Annotated in this window: 6 protein-coding genes and 1 pseudogene; 6 read left to right on the top strand and 1 reads right to left on the bottom strand. The window is 73.2% G+C overall.

The features are described 5' to 3' along the window. Window positions 1–238: 238 nt before the first annotated feature. Window positions 239–1,075 (bottom strand): putative nonproteinogenic amino acid hydroxylase, encoded by an 837-nt coding sequence (locus ACF07B_RS07535; protein WP_392178139.1) that lies wholly within the window; start codon window positions 1,073–1,075, stop codon window positions 239–241. A gap of 409 nt (window positions 1,076–1,484) precedes the next feature. On the opposite strand from ACF07B_RS07535, the gene ACF07B_RS07530 reads away from it, so the two are divergent. The 6 genes and pseudogenes from ACF07B_RS07530 to ACF07B_RS07505 all read left to right on the top strand — a co-directional run bounded on the left by ACF07B_RS07530 (window position 1,485) and on the right by ACF07B_RS07505 (window position 19,158). Beyond that, window positions 1,485–1,799 carry a phosphopantetheine-binding protein gene (locus ACF07B_RS07530; protein ID WP_392178138.1) on the top strand — a complete coding sequence of 105 codons (315 nt, stop codon included), beginning with the start codon at window positions 1,485–1,487 and terminating at the stop codon, window positions 1,797–1,799. After that, window positions 1,796–3,046: a cytochrome P450 gene (locus tag ACF07B_RS07525; protein ID WP_392178137.1), complete on the top strand. Its 1,251-nt coding sequence runs from the start codon at window positions 1,796–1,798 to the stop codon at window positions 3,044–3,046. The genes ACF07B_RS07530 and ACF07B_RS07525 overlap by 4 nt, the downstream gene beginning before the upstream one ends. Continuing rightward, window positions 3,043–3,777 carry a thioesterase II family protein gene (locus tag ACF07B_RS07520; protein ID WP_392178136.1) on the top strand — a complete coding sequence of 245 codons (735 nt, stop codon included), beginning with the start codon at window positions 3,043–3,045 and terminating at the stop codon, window positions 3,775–3,777. The genes ACF07B_RS07525 and ACF07B_RS07520 overlap by 4 nt, the downstream gene beginning before the upstream one ends. Before the next feature lie 82 nt (window positions 3,778–3,859). Next, complete coding sequence (locus tag ACF07B_RS07515) at window positions 3,860–6,964, top strand: type I polyketide synthase (protein WP_392178135.1); 3,105 nt, start codon at window positions 3,860–3,862, stop codon at window positions 6,962–6,964. Window positions 6,965–7,029: 65 nt separating this feature from the next. Next, window positions 7,030–12,573: pseudogene (locus tag ACF07B_RS07510) on the top strand (type I polyketide synthase); the annotation flags it as partial. A gap of 9 nt (window positions 12,574–12,582) precedes the next feature. Further along, the gene (locus ACF07B_RS07505; RefSeq protein ID WP_392178134.1) at window positions 12,583–19,158 is read left to right on the top strand and encodes an SDR family NAD(P)-dependent oxidoreductase; all 6,576 of its coding nucleotides are present in this window, start codon (window positions 12,583–12,585) and stop codon (window positions 19,156–19,158) included. Window positions 19,159–19,162 lie beyond the last annotated feature (4 nt).

Here is a 19,162-nt window from a genome sequence, read left to right as displayed (position 1 = left end):
GGCCGTTGGGGGCCCCCCCCCGGGGGGCCGCCCCCGCGCCCGGCCGCCGGCGCACAACAGGGGCCTGGGGGCGCCGGCCCTGCGCGGGCCCGGCCCCCCCCGGCCCCTGCGGTGTGCCGGCGGCAGCGGGCGGGTGCGTCGCACGGGGGAGGGCCGGAGCGCTGCCTTCGGCCGGCGGCGGGCCGGGTGTCAGGGCGCCGCCCCGGCCCCGGACCGCCGCCGGCCGAAGGCAGCGCTCTCACCAGTCGAACGCCTCGCCGTCGCCCCGCTTCTCGATGCAGTACGTGCGAAAGGCCTGGGCCTTGGCGACGATGTCCTCGTCGCCGGTGCGCCGCGCGGCCTCCAGGTACCAGTCGTACGCCGCGGTGGCGTGCGCGTGCCGCTCGAAGTGCAGCTCGGCGAACGGGCGGAAGCTCGGCCGCATGCTCTGGAGCGTCAGGCCGGCGGCGGAGGCGATGAGTTCCTCGATCTCCGCCTCGGTCGGCTCGGGACGCTCGACGACGCGGATCGGCTCGGTCGCGGGGACGGTGCCGCGGATCGCGATCGGCTCCTGGGCGTCCGCGAAGTCGAGGCACAGCGAGAGCCGGGCGGTGCCCGACGTGCTGCGCGCGGAATGCGGGTCGGTCGAGTGGATCTTCCACACCTCGCCGCGGCGGATGTGGTAGAGGATGTCGTTCTCGGAGTGCAGCGACTCCTCGCTGGTGCGCAGCGGAATCTGCACCCGCGTGCCCGGCTTCGCCCACTCCAGGAAGTCCACGTGCGGGGCGATGATCCCCTCACGCAGGGCGAAGATGCGCACCCACTGCAGCCGGTCCAGCGGGAAATGCCCGGTCACCAGGGACATGATGTTCGGCAGCTGCTTTCCCAGTTCGGTCAGGGAAAGGCTGCCCTCGTGGGGGCGGAAAGCGACGTCGGAATCGGCGCCGCTGCCGTTGGCCAGCACATGGGACGACCATGACCCGAAGGTGAAGGTGTCGTATTCGCCGCCGTACTCGTGCTCGTCCACGATGGACAATTCCGGGCCCAGGTCGTACGCATCGATGGGCAGTACCGCAAGCCGTTCCGACTTCAGCAAGGAAATCCCCTCCAGCACATGATTGTTTGACGCGCCCGGAAACCGCTGGGCGTTCCGCCCGATCGTCACCATAATTCTTCCGAGTTGTACAAGGCAACGACGCGGTGGCGCACGGGACTTGGGCGAGCCGGCCGGTCCGCTTGCCGCCCGTCACATGCTTCGATCAGGGTCGCGATACGGCGTGCTGTCCCGTCGGCAGGACAGCACACCGCCTTGCGGGGTTGTCCGCACTGTCATCCCTTGCCTGGCGTTTGTCCGGCCATCTACCGTGGCAGCGCGGTGACTTCGGGCACGCCTATCGAATCGAATAGGCCATCCATCACTTTCGGGTCTGTCGGGTCGCTGCGTCGACCTTCCGGCAGCGGCATGGACGGGCATTCCCGTCCGACAGAGGAAGGAAAGGCTGGAAATGGAATCTTCGCCGAAGGTGATCAACCAGCGGGGCGGGCAGGACGGGACGCCGGAAGGAGAGCCGGTGCCCTCCGGTGCGCCGGCATCGCTCGTGAAGGAGGTCTCGGCGCTGTGGGCGGCACACTTCGGCGACCGTGAGGTCGGGCCGCAGGACGACTTCTTCGTGCTCGGCGGGAATTCGCTCACCGGAATCAAAATCATCGAGCAGGTGGCGCAGAACTACGGCGTCCAGCTGTCCGTGCGCGACTTCTACCTGGCGCAGACCCCCACCCGGGTCGCCGAGCTGATCGAGCAGGGGAGGACCAGGACGTGAGGCTGACGCCCGGTCCCGCACGCGACGTCGACCTCGACACCCTCGACCTGTTCGACCTGGACCTTTACACCTCGGGCGATCCGCACCCGGTGTGGGACGTGATGCGGGCGAAGGCGCCGCTGCACCACCAAGTCCTGCCCGACGGGAGGGAGTTCTGGTCGGTGACCCGCCACGAGGACGTGTGCCGCGTGCTCGGCGACCACCGCGAGTTCACCTCCGAACGCGGCACGACCCCCACCCACGTCGGGATCGACGACCCCGCGGCGGGCAAGCTGCTGACCTCCACCGACCCGCCCCGGCACACCGAGGTCCGCCGGCCCCTTGGCTCCAAACTCACCGCCCGGGCGGTGAAGTCCTGGGAGGACTCGATCCGCGGGACGATCCGGCGCTTCCTCCAGCCGGCGCTCGACGGCGACACCTTCGACCTCGCCGAAGCCGCGCTGCTCCTCCCGGCGATGGTCACCGGCCCGCTCCTCGGCATCCCCGCCGAGGACTGGGAAGAACTCGTCCAGCTCACCGCGATGGTGACCGCTCCCTCGGACCCGCACTTCATGGTCGGACACGAGGCCGCCACACTGGCCATCTCCCACCACGAGCTGGTCAACTACGTCACCGAGTGGGTCAAGCGGCGCCGTGCCGCCGGCGGCCAGGACGACACCCTGCTCGCCCACCTCATGAGCGTCAGCGCGGGCGGCGCACCGCTGAGCGACGAGGAGATCGCCCTCGACGGCTACAGCATCCTGCTGGGCGCCAACGTCACCACACCGCACACCGTCTCGGGCACCGTGCAGGCACTCATCGAGCGGCCCGAGCAGTTCGAGAAGGCGCAGGCGGACCCGACGCTGATCCCGAACCTGGTCGAGGAAGGGCTGCGCTGGACATCGGCCGCCTGCAACTTCATGCGCTACGCGGTGGACGACGTCCACATCGGCGGGGGCACGATCCCGGCCCGCGCCGCGGTCGTCGCGTGGATCGGCTCGGCCAACCGGGACGAGTCCCTCTTCCCCGACCCGCACACCTTCGACCTCACCCGCCCCAACGCCAAGCGGCAGGTCGCGTTCGGGTTCGGGCCGCACTTCTGCATCGGCGCGCCACTGGCCCGGCTGACCCTGCGGATCTTCTTCGAGGAGTTGCTGCAACGGTTCGGATCGATCCAGCTCGCCGGTGAACCGCAGCACCTGCGGTCGTACTTCATCGCCGGTATGACCCACCTCCCCATCGTCGCGCAGAAACGAAAGACGCCATGACAACCGGCTCCGCCATCGCCCTGTCGCCGTGGTTCGTCCGGCCGCCAACCGACCACCCGGCCCGGCTCTTCTGCTTCCCCTTCTCCGGATCGGGCGCCTCCGCCTTCAGCGCCTGGCCGGCCGCGCTCCAGGACATCGAGGTCTGCCCGGTGCAGTTCCCCGGCCGCGAGAACCGGCTCGGCCACCCCCACTACGGCACCTACGAGAACCTCGCCGCCGACCTGGTCGAACCCCTGACACCGCTGCTCGACCGGCCGTTCGCGTTCTTCGCGCACTGCGCGGGCGCACTGCCCGCCTACGAGACCGCGCTCAGGCTCGCCGAAGCCCAACTGCCCACACCGGACTGCCTGTTCGTCTCCGGCCAGCCGGCCCCGCACGACGCCTCACGCGACCCGATGCTCACCATGACCGAGTCCGAACTGCGCGACGAGGTCGAGGCGTTCGTCCGCGGCCGGGGCATCGAGCCGCGCCCCGACATGCTCGATCTGGGCCTCATGGTCCTGGCGCGCGACCACGCCGCCGCCAAGAAATACCGGCGCGAGACGCCGGCCGCGGTGGACTGCCCCATCGTCGTCGTGCACTGGCGCGACGACCAGGACGTGACCCTCGCCGACCTCCAGGGCTGGCGCCACTACGCCGACTCCGTCGAGTTCCGGGTGGTCGGCGGCGGCCACTACGACTTCATGAACGCGCCGGACGAGCTGTCGAAGCTGCTGACCCGTTGGCTGTGAGCGCCGTGCAGCCGCTCGTGGCCGTGAGCGCCCCGGCGCCGCGCGTGCCCGCCGTACACCGAAGGAACCGGAAGGAACACTCATGAGTGGCGCAGCCACCGATATTGCCGTGATCGGGATGTCGTGCCGCTTCCCCGGTGTGCACGGCGTGGACCAGTTCTGGGACCTGCTGCACCAGGGACGGTCGACCATCGGCACCTTCCCCGCGCAGCGGGCCGCCGACGCACAGTCCACCTACCGGTCCCACCCGGACGCCGCCACCTTGGACTCGGGCTCGTTCCTCGAGGCCGTCGACGGCTTCGACGCGGCCTTCTTCGACATCTCGCCCGGGGAAGCCGCAGCCATGGACCCCGTGCAGCGGCTGGGCCTCGAACTCGCCTGGGAGGCCGTCGAGGACGCCCGCCTCCCGGCCGCCGCCCTGGCCGGCCGCGAGGTCGACGTCGTGGTCGGCGCCGGGCCCTCCGGCTACGAACTGCTGCGCAAGCTGTCCGGCAGCGACAGGGACGACCGCTACGCCGCGCTCGGCTCCAGCGGCGCGCTGATCGCCAACCGGATCTCGCACCTGTTCGACGTCCGCGGCATGAGCCTGTGTGCGGACTCGGGCCAGTCCTCCTCCCTGGTGTCGCTGGCGCTGACCTGCGAGCGGATCGGCGGCGGCGCGGTGGACATGGCGATCGCCGGAGGCGTGCACCTGATCGTCGACCCCGAGGCCGGAGCGGGCCTGGCGAACCTGGGCGCGCTCTCGCCCGACGGCCGCTGCTTTCCCTTCGACGCACGGGCCAACGGCTTCACCCGCGGCGAGGGCGGCGCGTTCGTCGTCCTGAAACGGCTCGACCTCGCCGTCGCCGACGGCGACCCCATCCACGCGGTGGTGCGCGGCTGGGGCGTGAACAGCGGCGGCGCCTCCTCCCGGATACCGGACCCCAGCCCCACCGGGCAGGCCTCGGCCGTGCTGTCCGCCGTGCGCCGCGCGGGCGTCGCGTTCGAGGACGTCGACTACGTCGAGGCCCACGGCACCGGCACCCGGCTCGGCGACCCGGCCGAACTGTCGGGCCTGCGGGAGGTGTTCCGCGCGAGCGGCCGCAGCCGCCGGCTCGCCGTCGGCTCGGTGAAGGCCAACGTCGGCCACCTGGAGCCGGCCGCGGGCATCGTCGGCTTCGTGAAGGCCGCGCTGTGCGTGGAGCGCGCCCACCTGGTCCCCACCCCGAACTTCACCACCCCCAACCCCGCCGTCTCCGGCTTCCACGACGACTTCGAGGTGCTGCGCGCCGCGCGGCCCTGGCCGGGCGAACCCGGCCGGCCGCGCCGGGCAGGGGTGTCCTCGATCGGCATGGGCGGCACCAACGCCCACGTCATCCTCGAACAGGCCCCCGCACCTCAGGCCGGACAGCCCGCCGCCGGCGGGAACGGCACTGCGGCGATCGTCACCGAGACGGTGCCCTGGGTGCTGTCGGCCCGCTCGGAGCAGGCCCTGCGGCAGCAGGCCGCGCGGCTGCACGACCTCGTGAGCGCCCACGCGTCGCTGCCTGCGGCCCAGATCGGGCACTCCCTGATCGCGACCCGGTCGCTCTTCGAGCACCGCGCCGTCGTCCTGGCCGACGACCGCGACGAGGCACTGGCCGGCCTCGACCTGGTGGCGGTCGGCAGCGCCGGGACCCGGGCCGTGCGCGGCACCGCCGGCCTGCCCGCGGGCCCGGTCGTGTTCGTCTTCCCCGGCCAGGGCTCGCAGTGGCTGGGCATGGGCCGGCAGCTCTACGCCGAGTCCGAGGTGTTCGCCCGCTCCATCGAGGCCTGCGCCGCGGCGCTGGAGCCGTGGCTCGACTGGTCCCTGCTGGACCTGGTCACCGAGGCGGAGTCGGCGCCGTCACTGGAGCGCGGGGACGCCGTCGTCCAGCCCGCACTCTTCGCGATGATGGTCTCCCTCGCCGCACTGTGGCGCTCCCTGGGAGTGACCCCCGACGTGGTGGTGGGGCACTCGCAGGGAGAGATCGCCGCGGCCTGCGCGGCCGGCGCGCTCTCCCTGAAGGACGCGGCGCGCGTCGTCGCCCTGCGCAGCCAGGCACTGACCGCGCTGGCCGGCCTGGGCGGCCTGCACGCCGTCGCCGCACCCCTGGCCCAGGTCGAGGAGCGGGTGCAGCGATGGCCCGGGCGGCTGTCGGTGGCCGCCGTCAACGGACCGGCCTCCGTGGTGATCGCCGGAGACCTCCCGGCCCTTGAGGAGTTCACCGCGCAGGCCACCGAGGACGGCGTCCGGGTCCGCCCCATCAAGGTCAAGTACGCCTCCCACTCCCATCACGTCGAACGCATCCGCGACCAGGTCCTCGCGGCCGCCGCCGGGATCACCCCGCAGGAGACGGGGGTGGAGTTCCACTCCACCGTCACCGCCGCACCCCTCGACACCCGCCGCCTCGACGCCTCGTACTGGTACGACAACCTGCGCTCGACCGTGCGCTTCGGCGAGGTCGTCGAGAACCTGATGCGCGAACGCGGCGGCGTGTACGTGGAGATCAGCCCGCACCCCGTGCTCCAGGTGGCGATGGAGGAGGCCGCCGACGCACTGGCCGCCCCGCCCCCGGTGGTGGGCACCCTCAGCAGGCACGACGGGAGCGCGGCCAAGGTCCTGGCGTCGCTGGCCGAACTGCACGTGCGCGGCGTGCCGGTGGACTGGACGGCGGTGTTCACCCCCGGCCGGCCGCACCGGATCGGCCTGCCGGCCTACCCCTTCCAGCGCCGGCGCCACTGGCTGACCGCCCCCGACGGCACGAACGACCCCGCCGCACCGGCGGACAGCCGGGGCGCGCGCCCGGCGGGCCCGGACTCGCCGTCGGCGGCCCGCGCCCTCGTGTGCGCCCAGACGGCCCACCTCCTCGCCGCCAAGGGCGTGGAGCTGACGCCCGCCGATCTCGAGGCGCGGGCGGCAGAGACCTTCAAGGCCCTGGGCTTCGACTCCTCGATGGCGGTGGAGCTGCGCAACCGGCTCAACGCGGCGGCCGCGGTGCGGCTCCCGGCCACCGCAGCGTTCAGCCACCCCACCCCGCAGGCGCTCGCCGACCACCTCTTCTCCCTCCTGGAGCCGCCGGCCCCCGACGCAGCGGAGCCGGAGGCCGCCCGGCCGGTGGAGGGACAAGCCCCGGACGGCCGCAGTGACGACGATCTCTACGCCCTGATCGACCGCGGATACCTGTAGCCGCACCCGTTCTTCCAATCAACCGTTGAGGGAGGCCCCTGGTGGAGGAAGTCGACAAGCTCCGCTCCTACTTGCGACGTGCCGTCGGTGACGCGCAGGAACTGCGCGAGCGGGTGCGCGAGCTGGAGGAGTCCGCGCGCGAGCCCATCGCCGTCGTGGGTGTGGGGTGTCGCTTCCCGGGCGGGGTGACCTCCCCCGAGGAGCTGTGGGGAGTCGTCTCCGGCGAAGTGGACGCCATGGGCGACTTCCCCCAGGACCGCGGCTGGGACCTGGAGGCCCTCTACGACCCCGACCCCGAGGCGCACGGCAGGACGTACACCCGCACCGGCGGCTTCCTGCCCCGACTCGCGGACTTCGACGCGGAGTTCTTCGGCATCAGCCCGCGCGAGGCGCTGGCGATGGACCCGCAGCAGCGGCTGATGCTGGAGACCTCGTGGGAGGCCCTGGAGCGGGCGGGCATCGACCCGGCCGCGCTGCGGGGCTCGGCGACCGGCGTGTTCACCGGCCTCTACGGTGTCGACTACGGCCCCAGGATCGGCGGCGGCGCGTCCGGCGAGGTGGAGGGCTTCCAGATCACCGGCACCTACCTCAGCGTGGCCTCGGGCCGCGTGGCCTACGTGCTGGGCCTCGAGGGCCCGGCGGTGTCGACCGACACCGCCTGCTCCGCCTCGCTCGTCGCCATCCACCAGGCCGTACGGTCCCTGCGCTCGGGGGAGTGCACGCTGGCGCTGGCCGGCGGGGTCTCGACGCTGCCGACCCCGGGGATGTTCGTGGAACTCGCCCGGCAGCGGGGCCTGTCGGCGGACGGCCGGTGCAAGGCGTTCGCCGACGCGGCCGACGGCACCGGCTTCTCCGAGGGCGCCGGCGTCCTGGTCCTGGAGCGGCTCGGTGACGCGCGCCGCAACGGCCGCCGGATCTGGGCGGTGATCCGCGGCTCGGCGATCAACCAGGACGGCGCGTCCAACGGCCTGACCGCACCGAACACACTGGCCCAGCGGCGGGTCATCCGGGCCGCCCTGGCCGATGCCGGGCTGTCGTTCGGCGACGTGGACGCGGTGGAGGCGCACGGCACCGGCACCCGGCTCGGCGACCCCATGGAGGCAGAAGCCCTGCTGGCCACCTACGGCCAGGACCGCGACGCCCGACAGCCTTTGTGGCTGGGGTCGTTGAAGTCGAACATCGGGCACACCCAGGCGGCCGCCGGTGTCGGCGGCACCATCAAGATGATCATGGCGATGCGGCACGGCGTGCTGCCCAGGACGCTGCACGTCGACCGCCCCTCGACACACGTCGACTGGTCGCAGGGCGCGGTGGAGCTGCTGACCGAGGCCCGGCAATGGACCACGGCAAAGGACCGGCCCCGGCGCGCGGGCGTGTCGTCCTTCGGCATCAGCGGCACCAACGCCCACCTGATCCTCGAACAGGCCCCCACCGAAGCCGAGTTGCACCCCACTCCGGCAGGTGACGCCGCACAGCCCGCCACCGGCGCGCCGCAGGCGCTGCCGTGGGTGCTGTCGGCGCGGTCGGAGCAGGCGCTGCGCGCGCAGGCGGCGCGGCTGCGCGACAGCGTCGCCGCGGACGCCGGCGCGACGGCCGCGGGCGTGGGACAGGCGCTGGTGACGACCCGGTCGCTGTTCGAGCACCGCCAGGTCGTCATCGGCGCCGGCCGGGACGAACTCCTCGCCCGCCTCGCCACCGTCGCCGCGGGGGAGGAGCCCGCCTCCGGCGCGGTGTCCGCAGTGGCCAGGCCGGTCGGCAAGACGGTCTTCGTCTTCCCCGGCCAGGGCGCCCAGTGGATCGCGATGGGCCGCGAACTCATGGAGACCTCCCCAGTCTTCGCCGACGAACTGCGCGCCTGCGCCAAGGCGCTGGAGCCGTGGGTGTCCTGGTCACTGATCGACACCGTGTGCGGCGGACCGGACTCGGCGGACCTGGAGGACATCGACGTCGTCCAGCCGGTGCTCTTCGCGGTGATGGTCGCGCTCGCGCAGGTGTGGCGCTCGCTGGGGGTGAGCCCCGACGTGGTCATCGGCCACTCCCAGGGCGAGATCGCCGCCGCCCATGTCGCCGGCGCCCTGACCCTGCAGGACGCCGCCAAGATCGTCGCCCTGCGCTCCCGCCTCCTGGCCACCGTCACCGGCCAGGGCAGCATGGCCGGCATCCTGCTGCCCGAGGCTCGCGTGCACGAACTCCTCGCCGGCCAGGAGTCCCGCATCGGCATCGCCGCCGTGAACGGACCGAGCTCCACGACAGTCTCCGGCGAGAGCGAGGCGGTCGAGAAACTGGTCGCGGCCTGCCAGGCCGAGGGCGTCCGCGCCCGGCTGATCAAGTCCAGCGTCCCCGGCCACTCACCGCTCATGGACCGCTTCGACGGCCGGCTCCAGCAGGAACTGGGCCCCATCACCCCCAGGACCACACCGGTGGCGATCTACTCCACCGTCACCGGCGACCTCATCGACCCCCTCCGGCTCGACACCGGCTACTGGTACCAGAACCTGCGCCGACCGGTGCAGTTCGCCACCGCCATGGGCCGCCTGGTCGAGCGGGAACGCAACAGCGCCGTCATCGAACTCAGCCCGCACCCGCTGCTCGTGATGACCATCCAGGAGATGTTCGACACCACCCCCGGCGCCACCGGGTTCGTGGTGGGCTCGCTGCGCCGCGACGAGGGCGGCCTCGCCCGGCTCTACCAGTCGGCCGCCGAAGCGTTCGTCCTTGGCCTCGCCGTGTCGTGGCAGACGGCCTTCGACGGCGCGGACGACCGACGGGCCGAACTGCCCACGTACGCCTTCCAGCGCCGGCGGTACTGGCTGAACACCCCCGCCGAGACCACCGCCGCGAGCACCTGCGACCACCCGCTGCTCGACGCCGTGATCGACCTGCCCGACGACACCGGCCGCGGGGCAGTGGCGGGCAGCGGACGCCTGTCACTGGAACGCCACCCCTGGCTCGCCGACCACCTCGTCCACGGCGCCGTCCTGGTGCCCTGGGCCGCACTGGCGGAACTGGCCGTATGGGCGGCGCACCGCACGGGCCGCGACACCGTCGACGAACTCACCCTGCACACACCGCTGGTGCTCTCCCGCACGGCCGAACGCGAGATCCGCGTCGTCGTCGACGGCAAGGGCGCCGTCGGCGTGCACTCACGCGCCGACGGCGAGAACACGTGGACGCGCAACGCCACCGGGACCCTCGGATCCGGCACCGCACCCGCCCCCGCCCAGGAGAGCCTCACCGCATGGCCGCCCCCAGGCGCGACCGCCGTCCCCTTCGACGACGAATACACCAGGCTGGCCGCCCTCGGCTTCGGCCACGGCCCCCTGCTGCGCGGCACCCGCGCGGTGTGGCGCACGGGCGACACCCTGTTCGCCGAGGTCGAACTGCCCGCAGCCGACGGCGCGGAGCAGGGCCGCTTCCGCATCCACCCGGCGCTGCTGACCGCCGCGCTGCTCCCGGCCGGCCTGGGCCCCTTCACCGACACCTCCCGGCCCGAGGGCCAACTGCCCTTCCGCTGCACCGGACTGCGCCTCGACGCCGGCCGGCCCGCCACCCTGCGCGTGCGGCTTTCCCCCGCGGGGGAGAACACGCTGTCCGTGACCCTCGCGGACGGCAGCGGGACACCACTCGGCGGCGTCGCCTCGCTGAGCCTGCGCCCGGTGGACGCCGAGGAGCTGACCGCGCTGAGCTTCGACCACCAGGACGCGCTGTTCCAGGTGGACTGGGCACCCCTCGCCGTTCCCCCCGGGCAGCCGACGGACCGGTACCCGGTGCTGGGAGCCGCCCCCGGCACGCAGGCAACGGACGGGCCTGCCTTCGCCGGCCCCGCCGAACTCGCCGCGTCCGGCGCGGAGATACCCCCCCTCGTCATCGCCCGCCTCGACGATGACGGCGCTGCCGGCGGCGACACCCCCGCCCTGGCCGAACAGCGCCTGCACCGGGTGCTGCGCTGGACCAAGGACTGGCTCGCCGACGAACGGTTCTCCGCCTCCCGCCTGGTCCTCGTGACACGGGACGCCTTCCACGACGACCACATCGCCCACCCCGATCCCGCGGCGGCCGCCGTCTGGGGCTTCGTACGCACCGCGCAGACCGAGAACCCGCAGCGCTTCACGCTCGTGGACACCGACGGCCGGCCCGAGTCCTTCGCCCTGGTCCCGGCGGCCGCCGCCACCGGCGAAGCCCAGCTCAAGATCCGGGCCGGCCACGCGAGCACCCCCCACCTGGCCCACGCGGCCCCCGCACCCCGCGACGGAGCACCGCGAGCGGCTCCGCTCGGCTCCGGTACGGTGCTGATCACCGGCGGCACCAGCGGCCTCGGCGCGATCCTGGCCCGGCACCTGGTCGAGCGGCACGGCGTGCGCCGGCTGGTGCTGACCAGCAGGCGCGGCCCGGCAGCCCCCGCGGCGGCGGCCCTGAGCGAGGAGCTCACCGCGGCCGGCGCCCACGTCCAGATCGCGGCCTGCGACGTCACCAGCCGCGACGCCGTCGCCGAACTGATCGCCGCCGTGCCCACCGAGCACCCGCTGACGGCGGTGATCCACTGCGCGGGCGTCCTGGACGACGGCGTCGTCGAGGCCCTGACCGAGGACCGCCTCGATGCGGTCCTCGCGCCGAAGGTGCGCGGCGCCTGGCACCTGCACGAACTGACCGAGCACCTGGACCTGTCCGCGTTCGTGCTGTTCTCCTCGATCGCCGGCGTGCTCGGCACCCCCGGACAGGCCAACTACGCGGCGGCCAACGCCTTCCTCGACGGCCTCGCCGAGGCCCGCCGCAGCCGCGAACTGGCCGCCGGCGCACTGTGCTGGGGCTTTTGGGCCGAACGCAGCGACATGAGCGCCGACATCAGCGAAGCCGACGTCCGGCGCCTGCAGCGCCGCGGTGTGCGCCCGCTGTCCTCGCAGGAGGGACTCGCGCTCTTCGACGCCGCCCTCGCGGCCGACGAACCGGTGCTCGTGCCGGCGCTGCTGAACCTGCAGGCGAGCGGCAGCGCGCAGACGGCCTCCCCGCTGCTGCGCACCCTCGCCCGGACCTCCACCGGACCCGTCGGATCCGCAGGCCCGGAGCCCACCGACGTGCCGCTCGAACAGCAACTGAGGTCGCTGCCGGCAGACGAGGCACGGACCCTCCTGCTGGACGCCGTACGGACGCAGACCGCGCTCGTCCTCGGTCACGCCGACACCGGGCGGGTCGCTCCCGCGGTGACGTTCAAGACGCTGGGGATCGATTCGCTCACGGCACTGGAGCTGCGCAACAAGCTGGCGGCGGTGACCGCCCTGAAGCTGCCCGCCACCCTCGTGTTCGACCACCCGACCCCCACCGCCGTCGCCCACTTCCTGGGCACACGCCTCACCCCGGACCCCGGCGCCGGGCAGCAGTCCCCGGCCGATCACCTGGTCAAGGAGATCGAGCACCTGGGCGCCCGGCTCGAGGACGCGTTCCGCACGCTAGCGGAGCAGGACCGGGCCACGATTTCCACTCTGCTCGGCGAGTTGCAGGGCCGAGTCCGTTCGCTGGCGGGCGACGACGGGTCACCGGTCGCCATCGTCGACCAGATCGGTGCGGCATCGGCGGGAGAACTCCTCGCGCTGCTGGACAAAGAGCTCGGCTAGGGGAAAGCGATGACAAACGACAACAACGCCGAGGTTCTCGACTACCTCAAACGGACGTCGATCGAGCTGATCGAGACACGCAGGCGCCTTCAGGAGCTGACGGACGCCGCCGCCGAACCCATCGCGATCGTGGGCGTCGCCTGCCGCTACCCGGGCCAGGTGGCGTCCCCCGAGGAACTGTGGGAGCTGGTGCGACAGGGCGCGGACGTCGTGGACGACTTCCCCGACGACCGCAACTGGGACCTGGAGAACTTCTACGACCCGGACCCGGACCACCCCGGCACCTGCTACACCCGCAAGGGCGGATTCCTCTACGACGCCGGCGACTTCGACGCCGACTTCTTCGGGATCAACCCGCGCGAGGCGCTCTCCGCCGACCCGCAGCAGCGCCTGCTGCTGGAGGCGTCGTGGGAGTGCGTCGAGCGGGCCGGCATCGACCCCGAGTCCCTGCGCGGCAGCGACACCGGAGTGTTCGCCGGACTCGCCTACTTCGGCTACGGCAACCACTTCGCCACCCCGGAAGCCATCTCGGGCTATGCGCAGCTCGGTTCCCTGCTGAGCGTGGCGTCCGGGCGGGTGTCGTACGCGCTGGGCCTGGAGGGCCCGGCCATCTCCACGGACACCGCGTGCTCGTCCTCGCTGGTCGCGGTGCACCAGGCGGTGCAGTCGCTGCGGCAGGGCGAGTGCGCACTGGCCCTGGCCGGTGGGGTCACCGTCGTCGGGATGCCGCAGGTGTTCCGGGAGATGTCCAGGCAGCGGGGCCTGTCGGTGGACGGCCGGTGCAAGGCGTTCGCGGACGCGGCGGACGGCACAGGTTTCTCCGAGGGCGTCGGCATGCTCGCCCTGGAGCGGCTCGGTGACGCCCGCCGCAACGGGCGCCGGATCTGGGCGGTGATCCGCGGCTCGGCCATCAACCAGGACGGTGCGTCCAACGGCCTGACCGCGCCCAGCGGTCCCGCGCAGCAGCGCGTCATCCGGGCCGCGCTGGCCAACGCCCGGCTCCAGGCCGGCGACATCGACGCGATCGAGGCACACGGCACCGGCACCACGCTCGGCGACCCCATCGAGGCGGGCGCCCTGCTCGCCACCTACGGCCAGGACCGCGATGCCCAGGACCCGCTGTGGCTGGGGTCGCTGAAGTCGAACATCGGGCACACCCAGGCCGCCGCCGGAGTCGGCGGCATCATCAAGATGATCATGGCGATGCGGCACGGGCTGCTGCCCAGGACGCTGCACGTCGATCGCCCCTCGACACACATCGACTGGTCGGCAGGAGCCGTGGAGCTGCTGACCGAGGCCCGCCGGTGGACCACGGCGGACGGCCGTCCCCGGCGGGCGGGCGTCTCCGCGTTCGGGGCCAGCGGCACCAACGCCCACGTGATCCTGGAACAGGCGCCCGAGGACGAAGCGGAGGAGGGCGACGAGGACCCGCTGCCCCACTGCGAGGGCGACCCGGTGCCCTGGGTGCTGTCGGCACGCTCCGAGCAGGCCCTGCGCGAACAGGCCGCCCGGCTGCGCGACCTCGCCGCCGCCGACGCGGACCTGGACCTCCTGGACGCAGGCTGGTCGCTGGTGTCGAGCCGCACCCGCTTCGAGCACCGCGCGGTCGTCCTCGGCCACGACCGGGACGAACTGCTGAACGCGCTCGACGCGCTGAGCCAGGGCAAGGACGGCGCCGCCCTCGTGCGCGGCACGGCCGGCGAACCCGGCGCCCCGGTCTACCTGTTCCCGGGGCAGGGCTCCCCCTGGGCAGGCGCGGCACGGCAGTTGTACGACACCTACCCCGTCTTCGCGCGGAGCCTCGACGAGATCTGCGCGCGCTTCGACGCCCACCTGCCCTACCCGCTCAAGCCCGTCCTGCTCGCCGACGAGCCCGCCGGCCGCGAACGCACGGACATCGCCCAGCCCGCCCTGTTCACCCTCCAGGTCAGCCTCTACCGGCTCCTGGCCCGCTACGCCCCGCGGCCCGCCCGGCTCATCGGCCACTCCGTCGGCGAGATCGCCGCCGCCCATGTCTCCGGCGTCCTGGACCTGGACACCGCGACCCGGCTCGTCGCCGCCCGCGGACGCACCATGCAGAAGGTCACCGAACCCGGCGCCATGCTCGCCGTCCGCGCCGCACCCACGCACATGAGCACCCTGCTGGACGCCTACGACCGCGTCGGTGTGGCCGCCGTCAACGGCCCCGAGTCCGTGGTCGTCTCCGGCCTGCGCGAGCAGGTCCACGCCCTGCGCGACGCCCTCGCCGCCGACGGCGTCTCGGCGAAACTCCTCCCGGTCGACCACGCCTTCCACTCCCCGCTGATGGACCCGGTCCTCGAGGAGTTCGCGGCGGCTCTCGGCGAACTCCTGCCCGGCGAGATGACGATCCCCATCGTCTCCACCCGGCTGGGCCGCGAGGCCACCCTGCAGGAGCTGACCTCCGCCCGCTACTGGGTCGACCACGTCCGCGACCCCGTGCGCTTCTGGGACGCGGTGCAGTGCGCCCGCGCCGCAGGCGCGGACACCTTCGTGGAGGTCGGGCCCGGAGCGACGCTCACCAGCATCACCAAGGAGGCCCTCGCCGGTGAGGGCGTCACCGACGTACTGGTCGTGCCGGCGTCGCGGCGCGACCGCCCCGCCCCGCAGGCGCTGCTCGGCGCACTGGCCCACCTGCACGTCGCCGGCTCCCCGGTGGACTTCGGCGCCCTGTTCGGCCCCCGCCGCACGGTGGACCTGCCGACCTACGCCTTCCAACGGCAGCGCTACTGGCTGGACTTCCTCGCCGGAACGCAGACCACCGATGTCACCTCCGCCGGCCTGTCGGCCCCCGGACACCCCCTGCTCGGCGCCGTGGTGGACCACCCCGGCACCGGCGAGAAGGTCTTCACCGACCTGTGGTCCCAGCGCACCCACGGCTGGCTGGGCGACCACACCGTGTTCGGCGCCGTCGTCGTCCCCGCGACGGCCTACCTGGACCTGGCACTGTCGGCCGGCGGCCACGTCGGATGTGCCGCCGTCGAGGAACTCACCCTGGCCGTCCCCCTGATCCTGCCCGACTCCGGCGACGTGCGCATACGCATCGTCCTCGGCGCGGCCGACGACAGCGGACGCCGCTCCCTGGACGTGTACGCGCAGCCCGGCCAGGACAGCCCCGCACACAGCGGCGGCTGGACCCACCACGCGAGCGGGAACCTGGCACCGGGCACCGCACCGGCGGCCACGGCGGCACTCACCGCATGGCCGCCGGCCGGGGCCAGCCGACTCGACATCAGCGGCCTCTACGACCGGTTCGCGGACGCGGGATTCGACTACGGCCCCATGTTCCGCGGCCTGCGGGAGGTCTGGCGGCACGGCGAGGACCTCTACGCCCTCGCCACCCTCCCCGACACCGCCGACCCCACGGCCGGCGGCGCCTTCGCCCTGCACCCGGCCCTGCTCGACACCGTCCTGCACGCGTCCGTGGCCGGCGGCGTCATCGAGGTCACCGGCGAACAGGGCCGCATGCCCTTCGCCTGGTCCGGCGTGGACCTGACCGGACCGTGCACGCCGACCGTCAGGGTCCGCCTGTCCCCGGCCGGCGAGGACGCCGTGTCGCTGGCGATCGCCGACGAGCACGGCCGGCCGGCCGCCTCCGTCGCGACACTGGCCTTCCGCCCCGCCCACGCCGGACAGGTCCGCTCCGCACCCGGCGGACAGGAGCGGCCGCTGTACGAACTGCGGTGGCGCCCGGCCAAGGAGAAACTGCGCGAGACCCGCCAAGGACGATGGGCCCTCCTCGGCACACCCGGCGCTCTCGCCACCCGGCTCACCGGCACGAGCGAGCGCCGTCCCGCCTGCTACGCGTCGATGGACGAGGTCCTGGCCGGGGAGGCACCCCGCCACATCGTCCTGGCCCTGGACGACGTCCTCACCCACGGCCCCAAACTGCTCGAGAGCGTCGCCGACGCGAACAAGCGGGTCCTGGAACAGGTCCAGCGCTTCCTGGGCGAACAATCCCTCGCCGCCTCCACCCTGGTGGTCCTCACCCGCCTGGCCCTGGACACCAAAAACGGCGAGCGCCTCGAAAGCCTGCCCGGCGCGTCCGTGTGGGGCCTGATCCGCTCCGCCCTCACCGAACACCCCGGCAGATTCCGGCTGGTGGACATCGACGACGCGGACACCTCCTGGGCCCGCCTGCCCGACGTACTCGCCCTGGACGAGGGCCAACTGGCCCTGCGCGAGGGGACCTTGCTGATCCCGCGGCTGGCAGCGGCCGAGCCGGCCGGCCACCGCATCGAACCCGCGCCGGCCGGAGCCCACCGTCTGGGCATCGAGACCCGGGGCACGCTGGAGAACCTGACCTGGATCCCCTGCCCCGAGGTGGAAGCACCCCTGGCACCGGGCCAGGTCCGCATCGCCGTGCAGGCCGCCGGCCTCAACTTCCGCGACGTCACCATCGCCCTGGGCCTGGTGGACCGCACCGCCATCGACTCCGGACTCGGCAGCGAGGGCGCCGGCACCGTCCTCGAAGTCGCCGACGACGTCACCGAGTTCACGCCCGGCGACCGCGTGACGGGCATCTTCAGCGGGGCCTTCGGCCGCACCGCCGTGGCCGACCACCGCCTGCTCGCGCCCATCCCCGACGGCTGGAGTTACGCCCAGGCCGCATCCGTGCCGTGCACCTTCCTCACCGCCTACCACGGCCTCTTCCGCGTGGCGAACCTCCACAAGGGACAGCGCGTCCTCATCCACGCCGCGGCGGGTGGCGTCGGCATGGCCGCCGTCCAGCTGGCCCGCCACGCCGGCGCCGAGATCTACGCCACCGCGAGCCCCGCCAAGTGGCCCGCCCTCAAGGCCCTGGGAGTGGACGAGAGCCACCTGGCGTCCTCCCGCGACCTGCACTTCGCCGAGAAGTTCCACCGCGCCTCCGGCGGCCGCGGCGTCGACGTCGTCCTCAACTCCCTCGCCCACACCTTCGTCGACGCCTCACTGACCCTGCTCCCGCAGGGCGGGCACTTCGTCGAGATGGGCAAGACCGACATCCGCGACCCCGGGCAGATCGCGGCCGCCCACCCCGGAGTCGACTACCGGCCCTTCGACCTCTACGAGACGGGCCCCGAGGCGATCCAGGACATGTTCCGGACCGTCATGGACCTGTTCACCGACGGGCACGTCCACCTGCCCCCGCTCTCCCTGCGCGACATCCACGACGCACGCCAGGTGTTCCGCGAGATGAGCCAGGGCCGTCACATCGGCAAACTGGTCCTGGACGTGGGCGACGGCCTCGGCGGCGGCACCGTGCTGGTCACCGGCGGCACCGGGGGAGTGGGCTCGCTCCTGGCCCGCCACCTCGTCGCCGAACACGGCGTACGGAGCCTGCTGCTCGCCAGCCGCAGCGGCCCCGCCGCCGACGGCGTCGCCGACCTGGTCGCCGACCTCGAAGGCGCGGGAGCGGCCGTACAGGTCGCGGCCCTGGACGTCGCGGACCGGACCGCGGTCGCGGACCTGCTCACGCGCCTGCCCGCCCGCTACCCGCTGACCGCGGTCGTGCACGCGGCGGGAGCCCTCGCCGACGGCACCGTCGAATCACTGACCGCGCAGAGCGTCGATGACGTGCTGCGCGCCAAGGCGGGCGGCGCGATCAACCTCGACGAGCTGACCCGCGAACACCCCCTGTCGGCGTTCATCACCTTCTCCGCCCTCGCGGGCACGCTCGGCAACGCCGGACAGGCCAACTACGCCGCCGCCAACGCCTTCCTGGACGGTCTCGCGGCCCGCCGCACAGCCTCCGGCCTGCCCGGCACCTCACTGGCCTGGGGCTGGTGGGAGCACAGCAGCGGCATGACCGGCGAGCTCGACGCCGCCGACCTTGCCCGGCTGCGGCGCACGGGCATCACCGCGATGCCGACCCCCGAGGCCCTGGCCCTGTTCGACACGGCCCGCGCCGACGGCAAGGCGGCCCTCGTCCCGGCCCACCTGGACCTCGCCGTACTGCGCGGCAAGGACACCGACGACGTGCCGCCGCTGCTGCGCGACCTCGTCGAGAGCGGCCGCCCGCGCCGCACCAGGACCGGCACCGGCACCGGCCAGGAGAGCGGTCCGGCCGGGCTGCCCGCCCGGCTGGCCGGCCTGCCGGCCGCCGAGGCCCGCGCAACCGTTCTGGAATGGGTCCGCGAACAGGTCGCCGTCGTCTTCGGACACACCTCCGGCGCGAGCGTCGACGTCGACGAGGCCTTCACCCGGCTCGGCTCCGACTCCCTGATCGCCGTCGAACTCTGCAACCGCCTGAACGCCTCCACCGGTCTTCGACTGCCGTCCACCATCGTCTTCAGCTACCCGACACCACGCGAACTGAGCGACCACATCAGCGACCTGCTGCGCCCGCAGGAGGACATCGGAACGGCCGGCGCCACCGAGGAGGACGCGGCGATCCGGGAAGTGCTGCGGACCGTCTCCATCGACAGCCTGCGCAGCGCGGGCGTCCTCGACCTGGTCCTGGCCTGCGCCCAGACCCCCGGCGCGGGCGGCGCCGCCTTGGCGGCGGACGAGAGCGCCGGCGCGGACGAACTGTCGGACCTGGATCTCGAAGCACTGGTCGACCTGGCCCTGGATGACAAGAGGTGAATGG

This window comes from Streptomyces sp. NPDC015532 (genome assembly GCF_043078065.1).
Classification (GTDB): Bacteria; Actinomycetota; Actinomycetes; order Streptomycetales; family Streptomycetaceae; genus Streptomyces.
The sequence above is the reverse complement of the archived record's forward strand: the minus strand, read 5'-3'. Positions and strand labels throughout refer to the sequence as shown.

What these genes read in the sequence shown, in the direction of transcription:
- ACF07B_RS07520 (WP_392178136.1), top strand. Translation starts at nt 3,043, where the DNA reads ATGACAACCGGCTCCGCCATCGCCCTGTCGCCGTGGTTCGTCCGGCCG.
- ACF07B_RS07505 (WP_392178134.1), top strand. Translation starts at nt 12,583, where the DNA reads ATGACAAACGACAACAACGCCGAGGTTCTCGACTACCTCAAACGGACG.
- ACF07B_RS07530 (WP_392178138.1), top strand. Translation starts at nt 1,485, where the DNA reads ATGGAATCTTCGCCGAAGGTGATCAACCAGCGGGGCGGGCAGGACGGG.
- ACF07B_RS07515 (WP_392178135.1), top strand. Translation starts at nt 3,860, where the DNA reads ATGAGTGGCGCAGCCACCGATATTGCCGTGATCGGGATGTCGTGCCGC.